Raw genomic sequence first — 15,640 nt, 5'->3', positions numbered from 1 at the left:
CCCGGTGGCTATCGCCCCCACGCCCGCAGCTGGGTTTCCCGCGCATGTCGAAACGCTCATCATCGGCGCAGGCGCAGGCGGGATCGTCGCCGCGCTCGCAGCCCGAGAGGCCGGGCAGGAGGTTCTGGTGCTGGAACGCGATCCGGTGCCGGCGGGATCCACGGCCCTGTCCGCCGGGCTGATCCCCGCGGCAGGGACCAGGGCGCAGGCTGCTGCCGGGATCGCGGACACGCCGGACGCCTTTGCGGCCGACATCATGGCCAAGGCGCATCATCAGCCCGATCCGCAAATCGTCGCGGCCCTGACGCAGGCGGCGGCCACGACGCTGGATTGGCTGGCCGATCGCTACGCGCTGCCGTTCAGCGTGGTTGATGATTTCGACTATCCCGGCCATTCGGCGCGGCGGATGCATGGTCTGCCCACCCGCGCGGGTCGAGACCTGATCGACCGGCTGCGCGCGACGGCGGAGGCCGAGGGCATCGATGTTCTGTGTGACGCCCCAGTCACCACCCTGTTCGCGGACGGGCAACGGGTTACCGGTGTGGAGATCACGCGCCCCGATGGCGGGACGGACCGGATCGGCTGTGCGCGGGTGATCTTGGCCTGCAACGGGTTCGGCGGAAACCCCGAGAAAGTCGCGGCGCTGACGCCCGCGATCTCGGAGGCGCTTTACTTCGGGCATGACGGAAACCGGGGCGACGCACTGGACTGGGGGGCGGCTTTGGGGGCCGCGACCCGGCACCTCGGGGCGTATCAGGGCCACGGCAACGTGGCGCACCCGCATGGCATCCTGATCACCTGGGCCACGATGACAGAAGGCGGATTTCAGGTGAACGCATCGGGCGACCGCTTCTGGGACGAAAGCCAGGGCTACTCCGAAGCCGCAGCGCATGTTCTGGCCCAGCCGGGCGGCGTGGCCTGGGCCGTGTTCGATGCGCGCATCGCGGGAATTGCGCGCCAGTTCGAAGATTTTCGCAGCGCAGAGGCACAGGGCGCGGTGCGCCGGGCCAGCACCATCTCGGCCCTCGCGGACGCAATCGGCGTGCCACACGCGGCGCTCGCAGCAAGCTTTGCCCAGACAACGGGGACATGCCCCTTTGGCCGCAGCTTCGATCCCGCCAAGGCCCTGGCCGCACCGTTCCGCGCGGTGCGGGTCACCGGCGCGCTGTTTCACACGCAGGGGGGGCTGGATATCATGCCGGATGCCCGGGTCAAATCTGTGAATGGGGGCGTTTTGCCAAACCTGTTCGCGGTTGGCGGGGCGGCGTGCGGGGTCTCTGGCGCGGGCGATGCCGGATATCTGTCCGGCAATGGGTTGCTTGCTGCGGTCGTGCTGGGCCGGATCGCGGGTGCAGCCTAGGCGGCGGCCTTGCGCCAGCGACGCGCGCTGGCTTCCCAAGGTTGCACGAGCAGGTACTCAAGGCTGAGCATGACGCCCACGAAGGTCAGCGAATAGGCCAGCACATGGGCCGTGTCGAACAACTGGAAATAGAGGTGTATCTGAAAGCCGACCCCGTTGGAGCGGCCAAGAAACTCCACCACCAGCACGATTTTCCAGATCACCGCCAGCCCGTTGCGCACTGCCGTCGAGATAAATGGCGCAAGCTGGGGGATCAGCACATGGCGCACCCGCGCAAGAGCCGAAAACCGATAGACCCGTGCCATGTCGGCCACCGCCGGATCCAGCGCGCGCACGCCTTCACGGACGGTCACGACCACCATCGCAGTCTTGTTGAACGCCACCGCGACGATCGCCGCCGTCTCGTTCAACCCGATCCAGAGATAGGCCAGCACGATCACCACTAGAGCGGGCAGGTTCAGGAAGAACACCACCCAAGGGTCCAGCCAGCGGTTCAAACCTTCGTACCGGCCCAGTACGATCCCGAGAAGTGTGCCCAGGGTCATCGCCAGCCCGAAGGCCAGCGCCACACGCAGCAACGTCTGGGTGGTGTGGAACACCAGCGCGCCGCTGTGCCATTCCTTGAGCGTTACCGACCAGACTTCCGACGGGGGCGGCAGCACGGATGCATCGCCCAGAAGCTGCGCGATCACAGCCCAGAACACACCGAGCCCCAGCAGGGACAGGAGCGTCACACGGGTTTTCTGCAGCGCGGATGCCATGGCGTCAGTCTCGCGAAACTCCGCGCGCGATCAAGTCCATGTGTGCTGCGACCTTCGTAGAATGGGGCACGGGCGCCGGGCGCTTTAGGGTTGCAGCATGATGCTGAGCCGCCTGCTTCTGGCCTTTTTCCTGATATGCTGCGCGCCCTTGGCGCGGGCAGAGCCGCTCTCGTCCGAGGTGCTGGCCGATCTGGTTGTACCACCTTTTCAACTGGGCACGCAGGTGAACGACAAGGGGGTCTGGACGATCCTGAATGCGGGCGGTGCGGAGGCCGGGTTCGTGTTCGAAACCGAACCGCTGGCCCCTTTGCCCGGGTTCTCCGGCGCGGCGATCAACGTGCTCGTCACCCTCGATCTGGAGGGGCGGTTCATGGATGTGCGGTTGTTGGAGCACAATGAGCCGATTTTCGTTTCCGGACTTGGCGAGGCACCGTTTCGGGCGTTTTTCGAGCAGTACCCGGGGCTGTCGATCTCGGACACGGTGGTGGTGGGAACGCCCTATGGCGGGGCGACGGACGGATCGGGGCTTGTCTATCTCGACGGCGTGACAAAGGCGACGGCGAGCGTGCGCATCGCCCACGAATCAGTTCTGGCTGCCACTTTGCAGGTCGCGCGCGAGAAGATGCAGGGCGTCTCTGCTGGACCACCCGCGCGCCCCGACCCTGCCTACGATGAGGACCTGACCTTCGACACGATGCTGGCGCAAGGCTTGATCACCCGGCTGACCGTCAGCAATGCCGAGATCCAGGCGGAGTTCACCGGCACCTTGTGGGAGCGGGACGACCCGGAGGCCGTCGCCGAGCCTGACGCGCCGTATCTGGACCTGTGGATTGCCGATCTGGGACCGCCCGCACTGGCGCGTGCGCTGCTGGACGAGGACGGACTGGCGGAATTGGCCCGGTTCATGGAAATCGCCGATCACGATGCCCCCATTCTGGTGGTCGAGACCGCGCGCCATGGCCTCGTCTCCGAAGAGTTCGTGCGCAACACCTCACCCGACTGGCTTTCGGCCAGCCAGGACGGGCTGCCGGTTGCCCTGCGCGACAGCGATCTGGACCTGCGCCTGCACCCCGACCTGCCCGATGCCCTGCACGACGCTGCGGATTTCGGCGCGGCGCTGATCCTGCGTACCGACCGGCGGCTGGGGTTTGACCCGACACGAGATTGGACGCTGAACGTGCAGGCGGTACGCAGTCACGGCATCCTCAAACCCGAGATCGGCACGGTCACACTCAGCACCGACGTCGTCACGCCGGAGCGCTTCTACACCCGGCCCGAGGTGCCAAGGCAGCTATCGCCCGCGGCCGAAGCGCTGCGCGGGCGCGCCACTGACCTCGCGGTTCTGGGGGTGGGGCTGATCGGACTGGGGGTTTTGCTCGGTCCCGGCTTGTCGCGTTTTGCAGGATCGAACTCGATGCAGTCCGCCCGGCTTGCGATTCTGGCCGCGATGACGATTTTCGTGGGGTTCTGGGGGCAAGGCCAGCTCTCTATCGTGACGGTTCTGGCAACGCTTCGCACTGCTCTGGACGGGGCGAGCTTTGCGTTTCTGCTCTACGATCCGTTCTCTTTGCTGGTCTGGGCGGCGGCGATCGTGGGGTTCGTACTGTGGGGGCGCGGGCTGTTTTGCGGCTGGCTTTGCCCGTTCGGGGCCTTGCAGGAATTTGCCGACCGGATCGGACGTCTGCTGCGTTTGCCACAGATCGAGCCGAATGCCGCCTGGGACGCGCACTTGCGCCTCGTGAAATATGGTGTGCTGGCGGCTCTGGTCGCGGTCGCTCTTTGGGCGCCGCACCATATCGACAAAGCCGCCGAGGTCGAGCCGTTCAAGACGGCGATCACCGTCTACTTCGTCCGCGAATGGTATTACGTGGCCTACGCGGCGCTCTGGCTGCTGTTGGGTATGGTCCTGTTCAAGGGCTTCTGCCGCTATGTCTGCCCGCTTGGCGCGGTCATGGCGATCGGCGGCATGATCCGGGGGCGGGACTGGATTGCCCGGCGCGCGGAGTGCGGATCGCCCTGTCAACTCTGCAAGGTCAAGTGCCGCTACAAGGCCATCGCGCCGACGGGCAAGGTCGCTTATGACGAGTGCTTCGGATGCCTCGACTGCGTCCAGATTTATGAGGCCGAGGAGCGCTGCGTCCCTCTGGTCCTTGCCGCACGTGGTGCGGGTCGGCGACCAGGCCGGGCGGAGGTGGCTGCCGAATGACCCTGAGCCGCCGCCGTTTCATTGCCATCACCGCCGCCGCATTGAGCGTGCCAAAGGGCGCATTGGCGCGCACCCATCACTGGAAGGGTCGCGCCCTTGGGGCGGAGGCCGCGATCTCGCTGACCGGCGGAGCAGAGGCGGAACGGGCATTGCAAGCCGCCTTGGACCGCCTGCGCAGAGTAGAGGCGACGTTCAACCTGTTTGATCCGGCCTCGGAACTGAGCCGCCTGAACCGCGCGGGCCATACGCCGGCCGCCTCGGACGACTTGATCACCCTGTGCCAGATCACCGACCGCGTGCACGCAGTGACCGGCGGCATGTTCGACCCCACCATCCAGACCGCGTGGGAGGCGCTGCGCCGCGCCCTGCCCCCGCGCTACGATCTGACCGGCTGGCAGCGCGTAGCGCGCAACGGCCCGGGGATACGTCTGGGGGCGGGACAGCGGCTCAGCTTCAATGGCATCGCGCAAGGATTTGCCACCGACGCAGTCACGGACGTTCTGGCTGCGCACGGGTTTAGCCAGACGCTGGTCAACATCGGCGAATACCGGGCCGGGTCAGACGCAACCCATGCCATCGGGATCGCCGATCCGCTCCACGGGCTTGTGGGACAGCGCAGGCTGAAGGACGGTGCGATTGCCACGTCTGGACCGGGGGCGATGTCTGTCCGGCCGGGCCAGTCCCATATTCTGCATCCCCGGGGCACGGCCCTGCCCCTCTGGTCCAGCGTCACCGTGGAAGGCGCGACCGCTGTCTGGGCCGACGCCCTGTCGACGGCGTTCTGCCTGATGCCGAAACCGGAGATCGCCAAAACAAAGGCGCGCCTGAAAGAGGCGCGCCGGGTTGTTCTCGTCGATGCAGAGGGGAACCTGCGGTCCTTGTAGGCCGATCAGTGCACGTTCACCGGGGTGAAGTCGTTCTGCCGCGCCAGCACAAAGGCCAGTTTGCGGTCCTGCACGACCGCGAGCCGGTCGCCGTTCTCGGCATGCACCGCGTAAAGCTGGTCCATGCCCTTGACCTGTTCCTGCACATCATGCGGCAGATCCGAGACGGCCACGGGCCGAACATAGACGATCGGCTCTCCGCCAGGTTCCTTGAGATCGAATTCTTCGGTCATGCGTCGCCTCCTTCGGGGGATGAGGGGGAATTGATCCGGATAGTCTTGACCACGACATTGGGGGTGTTGCGCTGCAGGTCCACGTGCAAAAGCCCGTGGTCCATGGTAGCACCGCTGACTTCCACCCCGTCGGCCAGCACGAAACTGCGCTGGAACTGTCGGGTGGCGATGCCACGGTGCAGGTACACCCGGTCGCCGGTGTCTTCGGCCTGCCGCCCGCGGATGACCAGTTGGCGGTCTTCCACGGTGATGCTGAGATCCTCCTCGCGAAACCCGGCAAGGGCAAGCGTGATGCGAAAGCGGTTCTCGGAGGCGTGTTCGATATTATACGGCGGATACCCGTCATTACCGGTTTTCGCCGTTCGTTCGACCAGACGTTCAAGCTGGTCAAAGCCCAGAAGAAAGGGATGGGTGCCCAAAGTCATCTTCGTCATGCGGTGTCCTTCAAAAAGCGACTGTGCGGCAGCGCCCCGGACGGCAACGCGGCCACGATACCAATATGGGAGGGCATATCGCACCATACAAGGCAGCACGTGCCGGTAAAGTTAACCCAGACGTGCCAGGCACTTCCCCCGCGCGCAAAACTCGCCTAAATCAAGGGCGGGGATATCACGACCACGGGACACAGCGCGCGCCATGAACGGAACTGGGGAAATGAGCCGCGAAGAGGTGCTGACCGTTGAGTTGGAGGTGCTCAAGCGCAAGCACCGCGATCTTGACGAGGCCATTCACGCCCTGGAGGAACAGGGCCGCGCCGACATGCTGACCATCCGGCGGCTGAAAAAGCAGAAACTATCGATCAAGGACAAGATTTCCCGGATCGAGGACGAACTGTTCCCCGATATCATCGCCTGAGCGCGCCTGCCGCGTTGCACCCGCCCCGCGCGCCGATATAGTGCGCGCCTGCTCATATCCGCCGGAGACCCCGCATGGACCCTAAAGTTGGCATCATCATGGGCAGTCAGTCCGACTGGCCGACGATGCGCGAAGCTGCCGCCATCCTCGATGAACTGGGCGTGGCCTATGAGACGCGGATCGTCTCGGCCCACCGGACGCCGGACCGGTTGTGGGACTATGGCAAGACCGCCGCGGACCGGGGATTGAAGGCGATCATCGCAGGCGCTGGCGGGGCGGCGCACCTGCCGGGCATGACGGCCTCCAAGACCCGCGTGCCGGTGATCGGTGTGCCGGTGCAGACAAAGGCGCTGTCTGGGGTCGACAGCCTCTATTCGATCGTGCAGATGCCCAAGGGCTATCCGGTCGCCACCATGGCCATCGGGACCGCCGGGGCCGCCAATGCCGGTTTGATGGCCGCGGCCATTCTGGCCAACGAAGACAGCGCACTGGCCGCGCGGCTGGACGCGTGGCGCGACGCCCTGTCTGCCTCCATACCCGAGATGCCCAGCAATGACTGACGCGCTAGCGCCCGGCGCGGTGATCGGGATTCTGGGCGGCGGGCAACTGGGCCGGATGCTGTCTGTCGCCGCGTCCCGACTGGGTCTGCGCACGCATGTCTTCGAGCCGGGCGCGCAGCCGCCCGCCGGACAAGTGGCCGAGCACGTGGTCACAGCGCCATACGCAGATCTGGACGCCTTGCGCGACTTTGCAGCGGGTGTGGATGTCATCACCTACGAGTTCGAAAACGTCCCCACCGATGCGCTGGACGCACTGGAGGCGGTACGCCCGATACGCCCCGGGCGGCGCGCGCTGGCCATCAGCCAGGACCGCCTGACGGAGAAGGACTTTCTGACCGGATTGGGCCTGACCACCGCGCCCTATGCGGATGTTTCGGATGCTGCGAGCCTCGCTACCGCACTCGAAACCGTGGGCACGCCCGCGATCCTGAAGACGCGGACACTGGGGTATGATGGCAAGGGCCAGGCGCGCCTGACGTCCGTGGACGATGCCGAGGCCGCCTTGTCCGCGATGGCGGGTGCGCCGGCGGTGCTGGAAGGGTTCGTGGAGTTCTCGCACGAAGTGTCGGTGATTGCCGCGCGCGGGCTTGACGGGGCGGTCGCGTGCTTCGATCCCGGCGAGAACGTGCATGTCGATGGCATCCTGTCCACCACGACCGTACCCGCGCGGCTGAGTGGCGCGCAACGCACGGATGCCGTGTTGCTGGCGGGACGCATCCTGAATGCGCTCGACTATGTCGGTGTTCTAGGTGTCGAGTTGTTCGTGACGCCGCAGGGGCTGATCGTGAACGAGATTGCCCCGCGCGTGCACAACTCGGGTCACTGGACCCAGAACGCCTGCGTGATCGACCAGTTCGAACAGCACATCCGCGCGGTGGCCGGATGGCCGCTCGGCGATGGTGCGCGCCATTCGGATGCGGTGATGGAAAACCTGATCGGCGCGGACATGGCCCGGGTGCCGGAACTGGCCGCGGACCCGACCGCCGCATTGCACCTTTACGGCAAGGCCGAGGCTCGGGCGGGGCGCAAGATGGGACACGTGAACAGGGTTTCGCCAAGAAGCTGAAGCGCGTGCTTTTTCCGACGCAACACACCCCTCCGACCGTCAGGGGGCTCGCCCGGCCTTACGCCCGAACTGATCGAAGAAGTTGACAGCTTACCAAGCGTAAAGTCATGCTGATAGCCCGGGGAGGGGCGCGGACGCACATGCGTCAGGGCACTCTCTGAGATTAGGGAGGAAGAAATGATCCACAAAAGTACTTTGTCCGGGCTGCTGCTCGGAACCATGCTTGCAGGGCCGGTTATGGCTCAGGACAACATGGAAAAACTCAGCAACATGCAGAAGACCGACGCGACGTTTACGTTCGTCGAACAGGAAGGCGACCGGGCCGAGGCGCTGCGCAACATCATCCAGCATATCAACGTGCCAGACGGATTCGAGGTCAGCCTCTACGCGGTCGTGCCGGACGCCCGGTCCATGTCGATGGCGCCGCAGGGGACCGTGCTGTTTGCGGGAACCCGCAAGGACAAGGTCTGGTCCATCGTCGACCGCGACCGCGACCGGGTCGCCGACGAGGTCAAGGACTTCGCCCCCTCGGTCACCTTCGACATTCCCAACGGGCCGTGCTTCTCGCCCGACGGGTTCCTCTACATTGCCGAGCGGAACCGCATTCTCGTGTTCCCGGCGGCCGAGTTCTTCTTCGAGAGCCCCGATATTGCGGTCGGCACGGTCGTGGCTCAGGGCGAGTTGATCCCGGTCGAGGAAGAAAGCTTCAACCACTCCGCACGGGTTTGCGATATCGGGCCCGATGGCAAACTCTATGTCTCGCTCGGCCAGCCGCATAACGTTCAGCCGGTAGAGAAAATCGAATTGTATGACGAGATCGGCATCGGCGGCATTATCCGCATGAACACCGACGGGTCCGAACGCGAGGTCTACACGCGGGGCGTGCGCAACTCGGTGGGTCAGGATTTCAACCCGGCGACCGGCGAACTGTGGTGGACCGACAACCAGGTCGACGGGATGGGCGATGACATTCCGCCGGGCGAGTTGAACCGGCAGACCGAGGCTGGTCAACATTTTGGCTTCCCCTGGACCAACAGCCGCGTTGAGATCGTGTCCGAAGCGGATTTCCCCCGCCCCGAGGGCGTGACCTTTGTCGAACCGCAATTGGAACTGACCGCACATGCGGCGGATCTGGGTATGCGGTTCTATCACGACAGCAGCTTCCCCGAAGAATACCATGGCGGCATCTTCTGGGCGCAGCACGGGTCGTGGAACCGCACCACGCCGGTTGGCGCACGGGTGATGTTCACCGCCCTTGATCCCGAAACAGGTGATGCCGTCGGGGCCGAGGTGTTCGCCGATGGCTGGCTGAACGAAGAGACCGGCGAGTATCGCGGCCGCCCGATGGATATCGAGTTCCTGCCCGATGGCTCCATGCTGGTGTCCGACGACTTCGCCGGAGCAATCTGGCGGATCGCGTACAACCCTGCGCCCGCACAATGAGGCGTGGACTTGCAATCGTTCTCGGCGGGCTCATGCTCGCCGGGGGCTCGGGTCAGCCGGCGGCAAGTGGCGATGCCGAGGCGGGGCGCAAGATCGCGAACATGTGCCAGACCTGCCATGGGCTCGACGGATATGCCCGCATCCCGATCGCTCCGCATATCGGCGGCGAGCCGAAAGACTACCTTGAGGCGCAGTTGATGGCATTCAAGACCGGGGCCCGCGCGCACGAGATGATGTCAGTGGTGACCGCCAGCCTGTCCGCGCAGCAGATCGCGGATGTGGCTGCGTGGTATGCAAGCGCCAATGTGGTCGCGACGTTACCTGCCGGGGTCAGCGAAAGCGACGCGCCAAGTGCGTGCGTATCGTGCCACGGCGCGGACGGGATCTCGGTCCTGCTCGATGCGCCCAACCTTGCCGGGGAAGTGAACATCTACATCGACACGCAACTCAAGGCGTTCCGCAACGGCAAGCGCAAGCATGACATCATGTCTGAGATCTCCGCAGGTCTGAGTGACGCGGAGATCCGCGCGGTGGCGGACTGGTATGCCGACGTCGAGGTGGAGATAACGCTGGCGGACTAGGCCCGTGGCCGCGCATCGCCCGCAGGATGCCCCACGTTTGCCACTGGGAAGAGACGCGAGTAGACCGATTTCAGGTGATCGCGCATCGCATCGCCTGCGGCGGTCGCATCGCGCGCCTCGATCGCCTCCACAACCTGCCTGTGTTGCAGAAAACTGGAATAGTCTTTTGCAGGTCCGGTCGTGGTGCGGGTTTGCCCCCAGAAAAAACTGCGGCGCACGACGTTCAGCGTTTCAAAGAAATACAGGTACAGTTTGTTGTGGGACGCCCGCGCGATGGCGTGGTGCAAATTGGTGTCCCACGCCTCGTACCCGCGCCAGTCCACGGCGGACTCACATCGTTCTGCACAGGTCTTCATCTGCTCAAGATCGGCAGCGGTCGCATTCCTCGCCGCCAGGCCAGCCAATTCCGGTTCAATCGAAATGCGCACCTCGACCATCTGCGCGGGCGATACCAGCTCCCGCAAGTAGGCGACCTCTTCGATGTTCAGAACCGGCCGGGGGCCGACGAACGTGCCGCGTCCGACATGGCGCCAGATCAGTCCGTTTTTTTCAAGGCAAATCAGAGCACTGCGTAACTGGTGGCGGGTCACCCCAAGGGTCTTGCACAGATCCCGTTCAGCCGGGAGCCGGTCGCTCAGCACGTAGCCTTCGTCGGTGATGAGCTGGCGTATGCGGTCCACGAGTTCAGCAGAGTCGGTCATCAGGTTCACCCAATCAGCACATTGGTTGGTTGCCTGAAGCACTAAGCCGCCCTTTACTTAAAGGCAACAAATAGCTGTCGGCGGGCGCATCCGCGGGACTGGTCAGGGATGTCAGAGGGAACATCCGATCGCGCCACACCCCGTTGTCCGTACGGCATGCACCCGGTCTTTGGGAGGAGAATGGGATGAGACTAGCGACCGTTTCTGCGGCAGACCGAGGTATTGCTGTCGCGCTTTTGCAAGACAATTCCGAGTTGAACATCGCCCAGGCGGCGCGCGATGTGCCCGGCGCGGAGGGCGCTGCCCTGCGCACCGGCAACCTTCAGGCGATCATCGATGGCGGGCCGGCAACATGGGCGACACTGCGCGATCTGATCGGTGCGGCGGAACAGGGCCACCACGCGGATGCGATCATGTCCGCCGATGCGCCCTTCCTGGCCCCGCTGCACACGCCCCGGAAGAACATCTTTTGTGTCGGGCGCAACTATGCCGAGCACATTGCCGAAGGCGAGCGCGCGCAGAACACCAAGATCGGGATCACAGAGCATCCGGTCTACTTTACCAAGCCCGCGACGTCCGTGGTCGGGCACGAAGGTGATGTGCTGCTGTTTCCGTCCGTGTCCGAGGCCATAGACTACGAGGTTGAACTCGCCGTTGTGATCGGCAAGGCGGGGCGCAACATCGCGAAGGAAGACGCCTTTGACCACATATTCGGGTACACGATCCTGAACGACATCACCGCGCGTGACGTGCAACGCCGACATGGTGGCCAGTATTTCAAGGGCAAGGGATTGGACGGGTCTTGCCCGATTGGCCCGTGGATCGTCACCGCAGACGAGATCGAAGACCCCCAGAACCTGACCATCCGCCTGACCGTGAATGGGGAACTGCGCCAGAACGGCCAGACGGGGGACATGATTTTCGATATTCCCACGCTGATCGCGTCCCTTTCCGAAGGCATGACGCTGGAGCCCGGAGATATTTTGGCGACCGGCACGCCATCCGGTGTTGGCTATGCCATGGACCCCCCGCAGTTTCTGAAAGCAGGCGATACGGTCGTCTGCGATATCGCGAAAATCGGGCAACTCAAGAACACAGTGCGCATCGCGTGACCTGCTGGAACGCACCCGTCAGAGGTGCGGACAACACCCCATTTCAATACCAAGGAGGAACATAACATGACATCCAGAAGACTATTCACAGCCGCATTGGTCGCGGCGCTGCCATTTGCCAGCGTGTTTGGGGCGCAGGCCGTTGCCCAGGATCTGCGTGACATCACATTCGTGCAGCCCAGCCCGTCCGCGATCAACTCGTTCCCGGTGTTCGTCGCCATCGGCGAAGGCTTTTTCGAAGAGGAGGGGCTGAACGTCACGGTGGAGGCAATCAACGGCTCCGGTGCGGTGTTGCAGGCTCTGTCGGCTGGTCAGGCGCATTTCGGTCGCCCCGGCCCCGGCCCCCTGATCGCGGCGAAGTCGCGCGGTGTGGATGCGGTACATATCTATAACGTTGCAGCGCGCAGCAATTTCGGAATCGCGGTGCAGGAAGGCTCCGATATCCAGAACATCGAGGGCCTGCGTGGCAAGGTCATCGGCACCGGCACTGCCGATGGCGCCGAAGTGGGCTTTGCCCGCAACGTGATGACGGGCGCAGGCATGGTCGAAGGCACCGATTTCGAGTTCCTGACCGTTGGAGACGGCGGCCCGGCGACGGCGGCGTTCCTGAATGGTGAGATCGACGCCTATTCCGCATCCACAGCCGACACGGCGATCCTGAACCAGCGGGGGATGGCCGTTCGCGACATCACGCCTGCGGAGTTCGGACGCTTCTTCGGCAATGGCATCGCAACCATGGCCGACACCATCGCCAATGATCGCGAACTGGTCGAAGCCTGGAGCCGTGCCTTCGCGAAGGGCCATGCCTTCGCCCTGGACGACGCAAACCGCGAGGCGGTTCTGGCGCATCTGGCCGCTGGCAACCCACAGGAAGGCGAGGACAAGGAGTTCCAGTCCGCGCTGTTCGACGCGGTTCGCTCCAAGACCGTCCCGACCGACGATGCAGAGCATCTGGGCTGGTACCCTGCAGCCGTCTGGGAAGAGTGGCAGGAAGCGCTGGTTGCAGGTGGTGAGATCGCAGCACCACTGGACGATCTGGGTGCGATCTGGACCAACGAATTTGCCAAGATCGGCAACGAGGCTGTCGGCGGATGACCTCCGCTGTCGCAGAACAGATTTCCGGCGCGCCCTTGCGCGCGCCGGTCTACGAACTGGCCCGCGTCAGCAAGACCTACGCGCGCAACAGTGTCGTAGCGCTCGAAGATGTCAGTCTGACCCTACGCAAGGGCAGCTTCACATCCGTGATCGGGTCCAGCGGGTGCGGAAAATCGACCCTGCTGAAAATCATGGCGGGCCTGATCCCGCCTTCGAAGGGGCGCGTGATCCTGCAAGGCCAGCCTGTGACGGGCGCGCGGCGGGACATCGGCATGATGTTCCAGCAAGCCACGCTTTTTCCGTGGAAAACGGCGGTAGAGAACATCGTCCTGCCGATCGAGATCCGCGATGGCAAGGCGGCCGCGAAGGCGGCGATGCACAAAGCCTATGAGCTTCTGGAGATCGTCGGCCTCAAAGGCTTCGAAAACGTTTACCCCAACGAGCTTTCGGGCGGTATGGCGCAGCGCGCCTCTATCTGTCGGATGCTGATCACCGAACCGGCTGTTCTGCTTCTGGACGAGCCGTTCAGCGCGCTCGACGAGCTGTCGCGCGACATGATGAATATGGAATTGCAGCGGATTTGTCGCGAACAGGACGCCACCGCGTTTCTGGTAACCCACTCGATCCAGGAGGCGGTCATTCTGTCCGACGAGATCGTGGTGATGAAACCGCGACCGGGCCGCATCGCCGAGATTGTCGAGGTCGATCTGCCGCGTCCCCGCACGCTCGACATGATGACCACGCCGAAATTCGGCGCAATCGTCGACCATATCCGTGGTCTTCTGGACAAGGGAGAAGACATGTGACCGACATTCAGCACAGCCAGTCTTTGAACGAACCATTCGAGGATACCGTCTGGGAACAGGAGGTCGCGTTCATCGACTCCGTCCCACGCTGGATCGCGATGACCTTCGTGTTCCTGCTCTTTATCGGGACGTGGCAATTCGTGACCTACTTCGGCCTCGTCTCGCCGATCATTCTGCCGACGCCGTGGGAAACGCTGAAGGACATGATCTTCGTGGGGCAGAACCTTCTGACGGGCGGCTACATGCTCGGCGCGCTGTGGATCACCGTAAAAGAGGTGATTTACGGCTTCGCGCTGGCCATCGCCATCGGGTTCTCACTGGGTGTTCTGGTCGGCGAGACCGCTTTTGGCGAAAAGGCGGTGATGCCGTATCTGGTGGCCATCGACACCATGCCAAAGGTGGCTTTCGCGCCGCTCTTTGTGGCGTGGCTGGGGTTCGGGATCGAATCCAAGGTGGCGCTGGCCGCGTTCATTGCGACCTTCCCAATTGTCGTCGGCACTGCCGCGGGGCTTCATGCCGCGGATGAGAACGCGCGGATGCTCTTCAAGACGATGGGTGCCAGCCGGATGCAGACGCTGATCAAGATGAAGCTGCCGTCCGGCCTGCCGCAAATCTTCACCGGCCTCAAGATCGGCGCGGTTGGCGTCATGGCCGGTGCGATCACCGGCGAGTTTCTGGGCGGTGGCAAGGGCTTCGGCGAACTGATCCGGGTGGCGGCATCGCAGTTGAACACCCCGCGCGTGTTCTCGTTGATCCTGTATCTCAGCCTTGTCGGGCTGGCGCTGTACCTGCTGGTCCAGTGGACGCAACGCAAGCTGGTGTTCTGGCACAAGGAACGCGTGGGCGCCTTCGATGGCTGACGGCGCGCAAGACACCGTTTCGGTCACGTCCCTGTCAGGGTTCGTGGCCGAGGCGTTCCGAACCCAGGGCGTACCGGCGGACGATGCAGCCAAGGTCGCTGCGCTGATGGTCGAGGCGGATGTGTTCGGCTACGGGACGCATGGGGTGTTCCGGCTGCGGCAGTATCTGGCACGCTTGCGCGACGGTGGATGCAACCCCACGCCGCAGGTAACGGTTGCCCACGAGACGTCGGCGACCGCGGTGATTGACGGCGACAATGGGCTGGGACACCTGGCCATGTCAGCAGCCCGGGATCTGGCAATGACCAAAGCCAGGGAAGCCGGGATCGGCTGGGTCGGCGTGCGCCGGGGCAACCACGCAGGGCCGCTTGCAATTTATGTACGCCCGCAGGCCGAGGCTGGCATGATCGGCATGGCGGCCGTCGTGGGCAGCGCCAACCATGTTCCGCCGTTCGGCGGAACCGACCTGCTGCTGGGGACCAACCCGTTTGCCATCTCCGCCCCCAGCGCGGATGCGGACCCGTTTGTTCTGGACATGGCGACGACCGTGGCCGCGATGGGCAAGATCAAGGTGCTCGCACAGCGCGGCGAGCTGATGCCAGAGGGCTGGATGGTCGGGCGCGACGGTGCGCCGCTGACCGACCCGGCCAAACGCGCGGACGGGTTCCTGCTGCCGATTGGCGGTGCCAAGGGGTTCGGATTGTCCGTTGCCATCGGGCTTCTGGCCGGGGTGCTCAACGGGGCCGCCTTCGGCTCCGACGTGGTGGAGTTCACATCCGACACCACCAGTGAAACCAACACCGGTCAGTTCGTTATGGCACTGGACGTGACCGCGTTCGGTCTAAGCCCGGACCAGTTCGCAGACGCCGCCGCGCGCGTCTTTGCCGAGTTGCGGGGCTCGCCCCCCCTGCCCGGGCACGCGCCTGTACGCCTGCCGGGCGATGGCAAGACGGCTGCGGCGGAAGCGCGCCGCACTGCCGGATTGTCGCTGAACCCGGCGCTCCGCAAGGATCTGCAGGCGCTCGCGTCGGATGTCGGGCTGCCCGATCCGTTTCCCGTCTAGGGCTGCGGCTTGCAGATGCGCGCGGCATCGTCTGATCACAGAACCAAATCGATA

At 64.3% G+C, this 15,640-nt stretch carries 17 protein-coding genes; 13 read left to right on the top strand and 4 right to left on the bottom strand.

What is annotated here, in order from left to right; genetic code table 11:
- Window positions 1-4: 4 nt before the first annotated feature.
- Window positions 5-1,360: an FAD-dependent oxidoreductase gene (locus ACP15N_RS08570; protein WP_425091821.1), complete on the top strand. Its 1,356-nt coding sequence runs from the start codon at window positions 5-7 to the stop codon at window positions 1,358-1,360.
- On the opposite strand, the gene ACP15N_RS08565 is transcribed toward ACP15N_RS08570, so the two are convergent.
- Entirely contained in the window at window positions 1,357-2,121 is a 765-nt protein-coding gene (locus ACP15N_RS08565; protein WP_425091820.1) for an ABC transporter permease, read from the bottom strand. The two genes, ACP15N_RS08570 and ACP15N_RS08565, sit on opposite strands and share 4 nt — an antisense overlap.
- A gap of 97 nt (window positions 2,122-2,218) precedes the next feature.
- Here ACP15N_RS08565 and ACP15N_RS08560 point away from each other — a divergent pair, with 97 nt between their 5' ends.
- Together ACP15N_RS08560 and ACP15N_RS08555 are read left to right on the top strand one after the other, a co-directional pair.
- Entirely contained in the window at window positions 2,219-4,327 is a 2,109-nt protein-coding gene (locus tag ACP15N_RS08560) for a 4Fe-4S binding protein (RefSeq protein ID WP_425091819.1), read from the top strand.
- Window positions 4,324-5,211, top strand: a complete 888-nt coding sequence (locus ACP15N_RS08555; RefSeq protein WP_425091818.1) for an FAD:protein FMN transferase — start codon at window positions 4,324-4,326, stop codon at window positions 5,209-5,211. Before ACP15N_RS08560 ends, ACP15N_RS08555 begins: the two co-directional genes overlap by 4 nt.
- Before the next feature lie 5 nt (window positions 5,212-5,216).
- Here ACP15N_RS08555 and ACP15N_RS08550 read toward each other — a convergent pair whose 3' ends face one another.
- The gene (locus tag ACP15N_RS08550) at window positions 5,217-5,444 is read right to left on the bottom strand and encodes a DUF1150 family protein (protein ID WP_425091817.1); all 228 of its coding nucleotides are present in this window, start codon (window positions 5,442-5,444) and stop codon (window positions 5,217-5,219) included.
- Complete coding sequence (locus ACP15N_RS08545) at window positions 5,441-5,878, bottom strand: Hsp20 family protein (protein WP_425091816.1); 438 nt, start codon at window positions 5,876-5,878, stop codon at window positions 5,441-5,443. Before ACP15N_RS08545 ends, ACP15N_RS08550 begins: the two co-directional genes overlap by 4 nt.
- A gap of 202 nt (window positions 5,879-6,080) precedes the next feature.
- Here ACP15N_RS08545 and ACP15N_RS08540 point away from each other — a divergent pair, with 202 nt between their 5' ends.
- The 5 genes from ACP15N_RS08540 to ACP15N_RS08520 all read left to right on the top strand — a co-directional run bounded on the left by ACP15N_RS08540 (window position 6,081) and on the right by ACP15N_RS08520 (window position 9,949).
- A complete protein-coding gene (locus ACP15N_RS08540; RefSeq protein ID WP_425091815.1) occupies window positions 6,081-6,299 on the top strand; it encodes a YdcH family protein in 219 nt (72 codons plus the stop codon).
- A gap of 74 nt (window positions 6,300-6,373) precedes the next feature.
- Window positions 6,374-6,859 carry a 5-(carboxyamino)imidazole ribonucleotide mutase gene (gene purE, locus ACP15N_RS08535; protein ID WP_425091814.1) on the top strand — a complete coding sequence of 162 codons (486 nt, stop codon included), beginning with the start codon at window positions 6,374-6,376 and terminating at the stop codon, window positions 6,857-6,859.
- Window positions 6,852-7,925 (top strand): 5-(carboxyamino)imidazole ribonucleotide synthase, encoded by a 1,074-nt coding sequence (locus tag ACP15N_RS08530; protein ID WP_425091813.1) that lies wholly within the window; start codon window positions 6,852-6,854, stop codon window positions 7,923-7,925. Before purE ends, ACP15N_RS08530 begins: the two co-directional genes overlap by 8 nt.
- Before the next feature lie 177 nt (window positions 7,926-8,102).
- Window positions 8,103-9,368, top strand: a complete 1,266-nt coding sequence (locus ACP15N_RS08525) for a PQQ-dependent sugar dehydrogenase (protein ID WP_425091812.1) — start codon at window positions 8,103-8,105, stop codon at window positions 9,366-9,368.
- Complete coding sequence (locus tag ACP15N_RS08520; protein ID WP_425091811.1) at window positions 9,365-9,949, top strand: c-type cytochrome; 585 nt, start codon at window positions 9,365-9,367, stop codon at window positions 9,947-9,949. The genes ACP15N_RS08525 and ACP15N_RS08520 overlap by 4 nt, the downstream gene beginning before the upstream one ends.
- Here the strand turns inward: ACP15N_RS08520 and ACP15N_RS08515 are convergent.
- Window positions 9,946-10,650 carry a FadR/GntR family transcriptional regulator gene (locus tag ACP15N_RS08515; RefSeq protein WP_425091810.1) on the bottom strand — a complete coding sequence of 235 codons (705 nt, stop codon included), beginning with the start codon at window positions 10,648-10,650 and terminating at the stop codon, window positions 9,946-9,948. The genes ACP15N_RS08520 and ACP15N_RS08515 overlap by 4 nt on opposite strands.
- A 185-nt stretch (window positions 10,651-10,835) precedes the next feature.
- Here ACP15N_RS08515 and ACP15N_RS08510 point away from each other — a divergent pair, with 185 nt between their 5' ends.
- The 5 genes from ACP15N_RS08510 (at window position 10,836) to ACP15N_RS08490 (ending at window position 15,586) form a co-directional block, all read left to right on the top strand.
- The gene (locus tag ACP15N_RS08510) at window positions 10,836-11,762 is read left to right on the top strand and encodes a fumarylacetoacetate hydrolase family protein (protein WP_425091809.1); all 927 of its coding nucleotides are present in this window, start codon (window positions 10,836-10,838) and stop codon (window positions 11,760-11,762) included.
- Between the two features lie 66 nt (window positions 11,763-11,828).
- Window positions 11,829-12,857, top strand: a complete 1,029-nt coding sequence (locus ACP15N_RS08505) for an ABC transporter substrate-binding protein (protein WP_425091808.1) — start codon at window positions 11,829-11,831, stop codon at window positions 12,855-12,857.
- On the top strand, window positions 12,854-13,663 hold the full coding sequence (locus ACP15N_RS08500) for an ABC transporter ATP-binding protein (protein WP_425091807.1): 810 nt from the start codon (window positions 12,854-12,856) through the stop codon (window positions 13,661-13,663). Before ACP15N_RS08505 ends, ACP15N_RS08500 begins: the two co-directional genes overlap by 4 nt.
- Window positions 13,660-14,523 carry an ABC transporter permease gene (locus ACP15N_RS08495; RefSeq protein ID WP_425091806.1) on the top strand — a complete coding sequence of 288 codons (864 nt, stop codon included), beginning with the start codon at window positions 13,660-13,662 and terminating at the stop codon, window positions 14,521-14,523. The genes ACP15N_RS08500 and ACP15N_RS08495 overlap by 4 nt, the downstream gene beginning before the upstream one ends.
- A complete protein-coding gene (locus tag ACP15N_RS08490) occupies window positions 14,516-15,586 on the top strand; it encodes an Ldh family oxidoreductase (RefSeq protein ID WP_425091805.1) in 1,071 nt (356 codons plus the stop codon). The genes ACP15N_RS08495 and ACP15N_RS08490 overlap by 8 nt, the downstream gene beginning before the upstream one ends.
- Window positions 15,587-15,640 lie beyond the last annotated feature (54 nt).

Source organism: Tropicimonas sp. S265A, from assembly GCF_049800835.1.
Lineage (GTDB): Bacteria > Pseudomonadota > Alphaproteobacteria > Rhodobacterales > Rhodobacteraceae > Dinoroseobacter.
The sequence above is the reverse complement of the archived record's forward strand: the minus strand, read 5'-3'. Positions and strand labels throughout refer to the sequence as shown.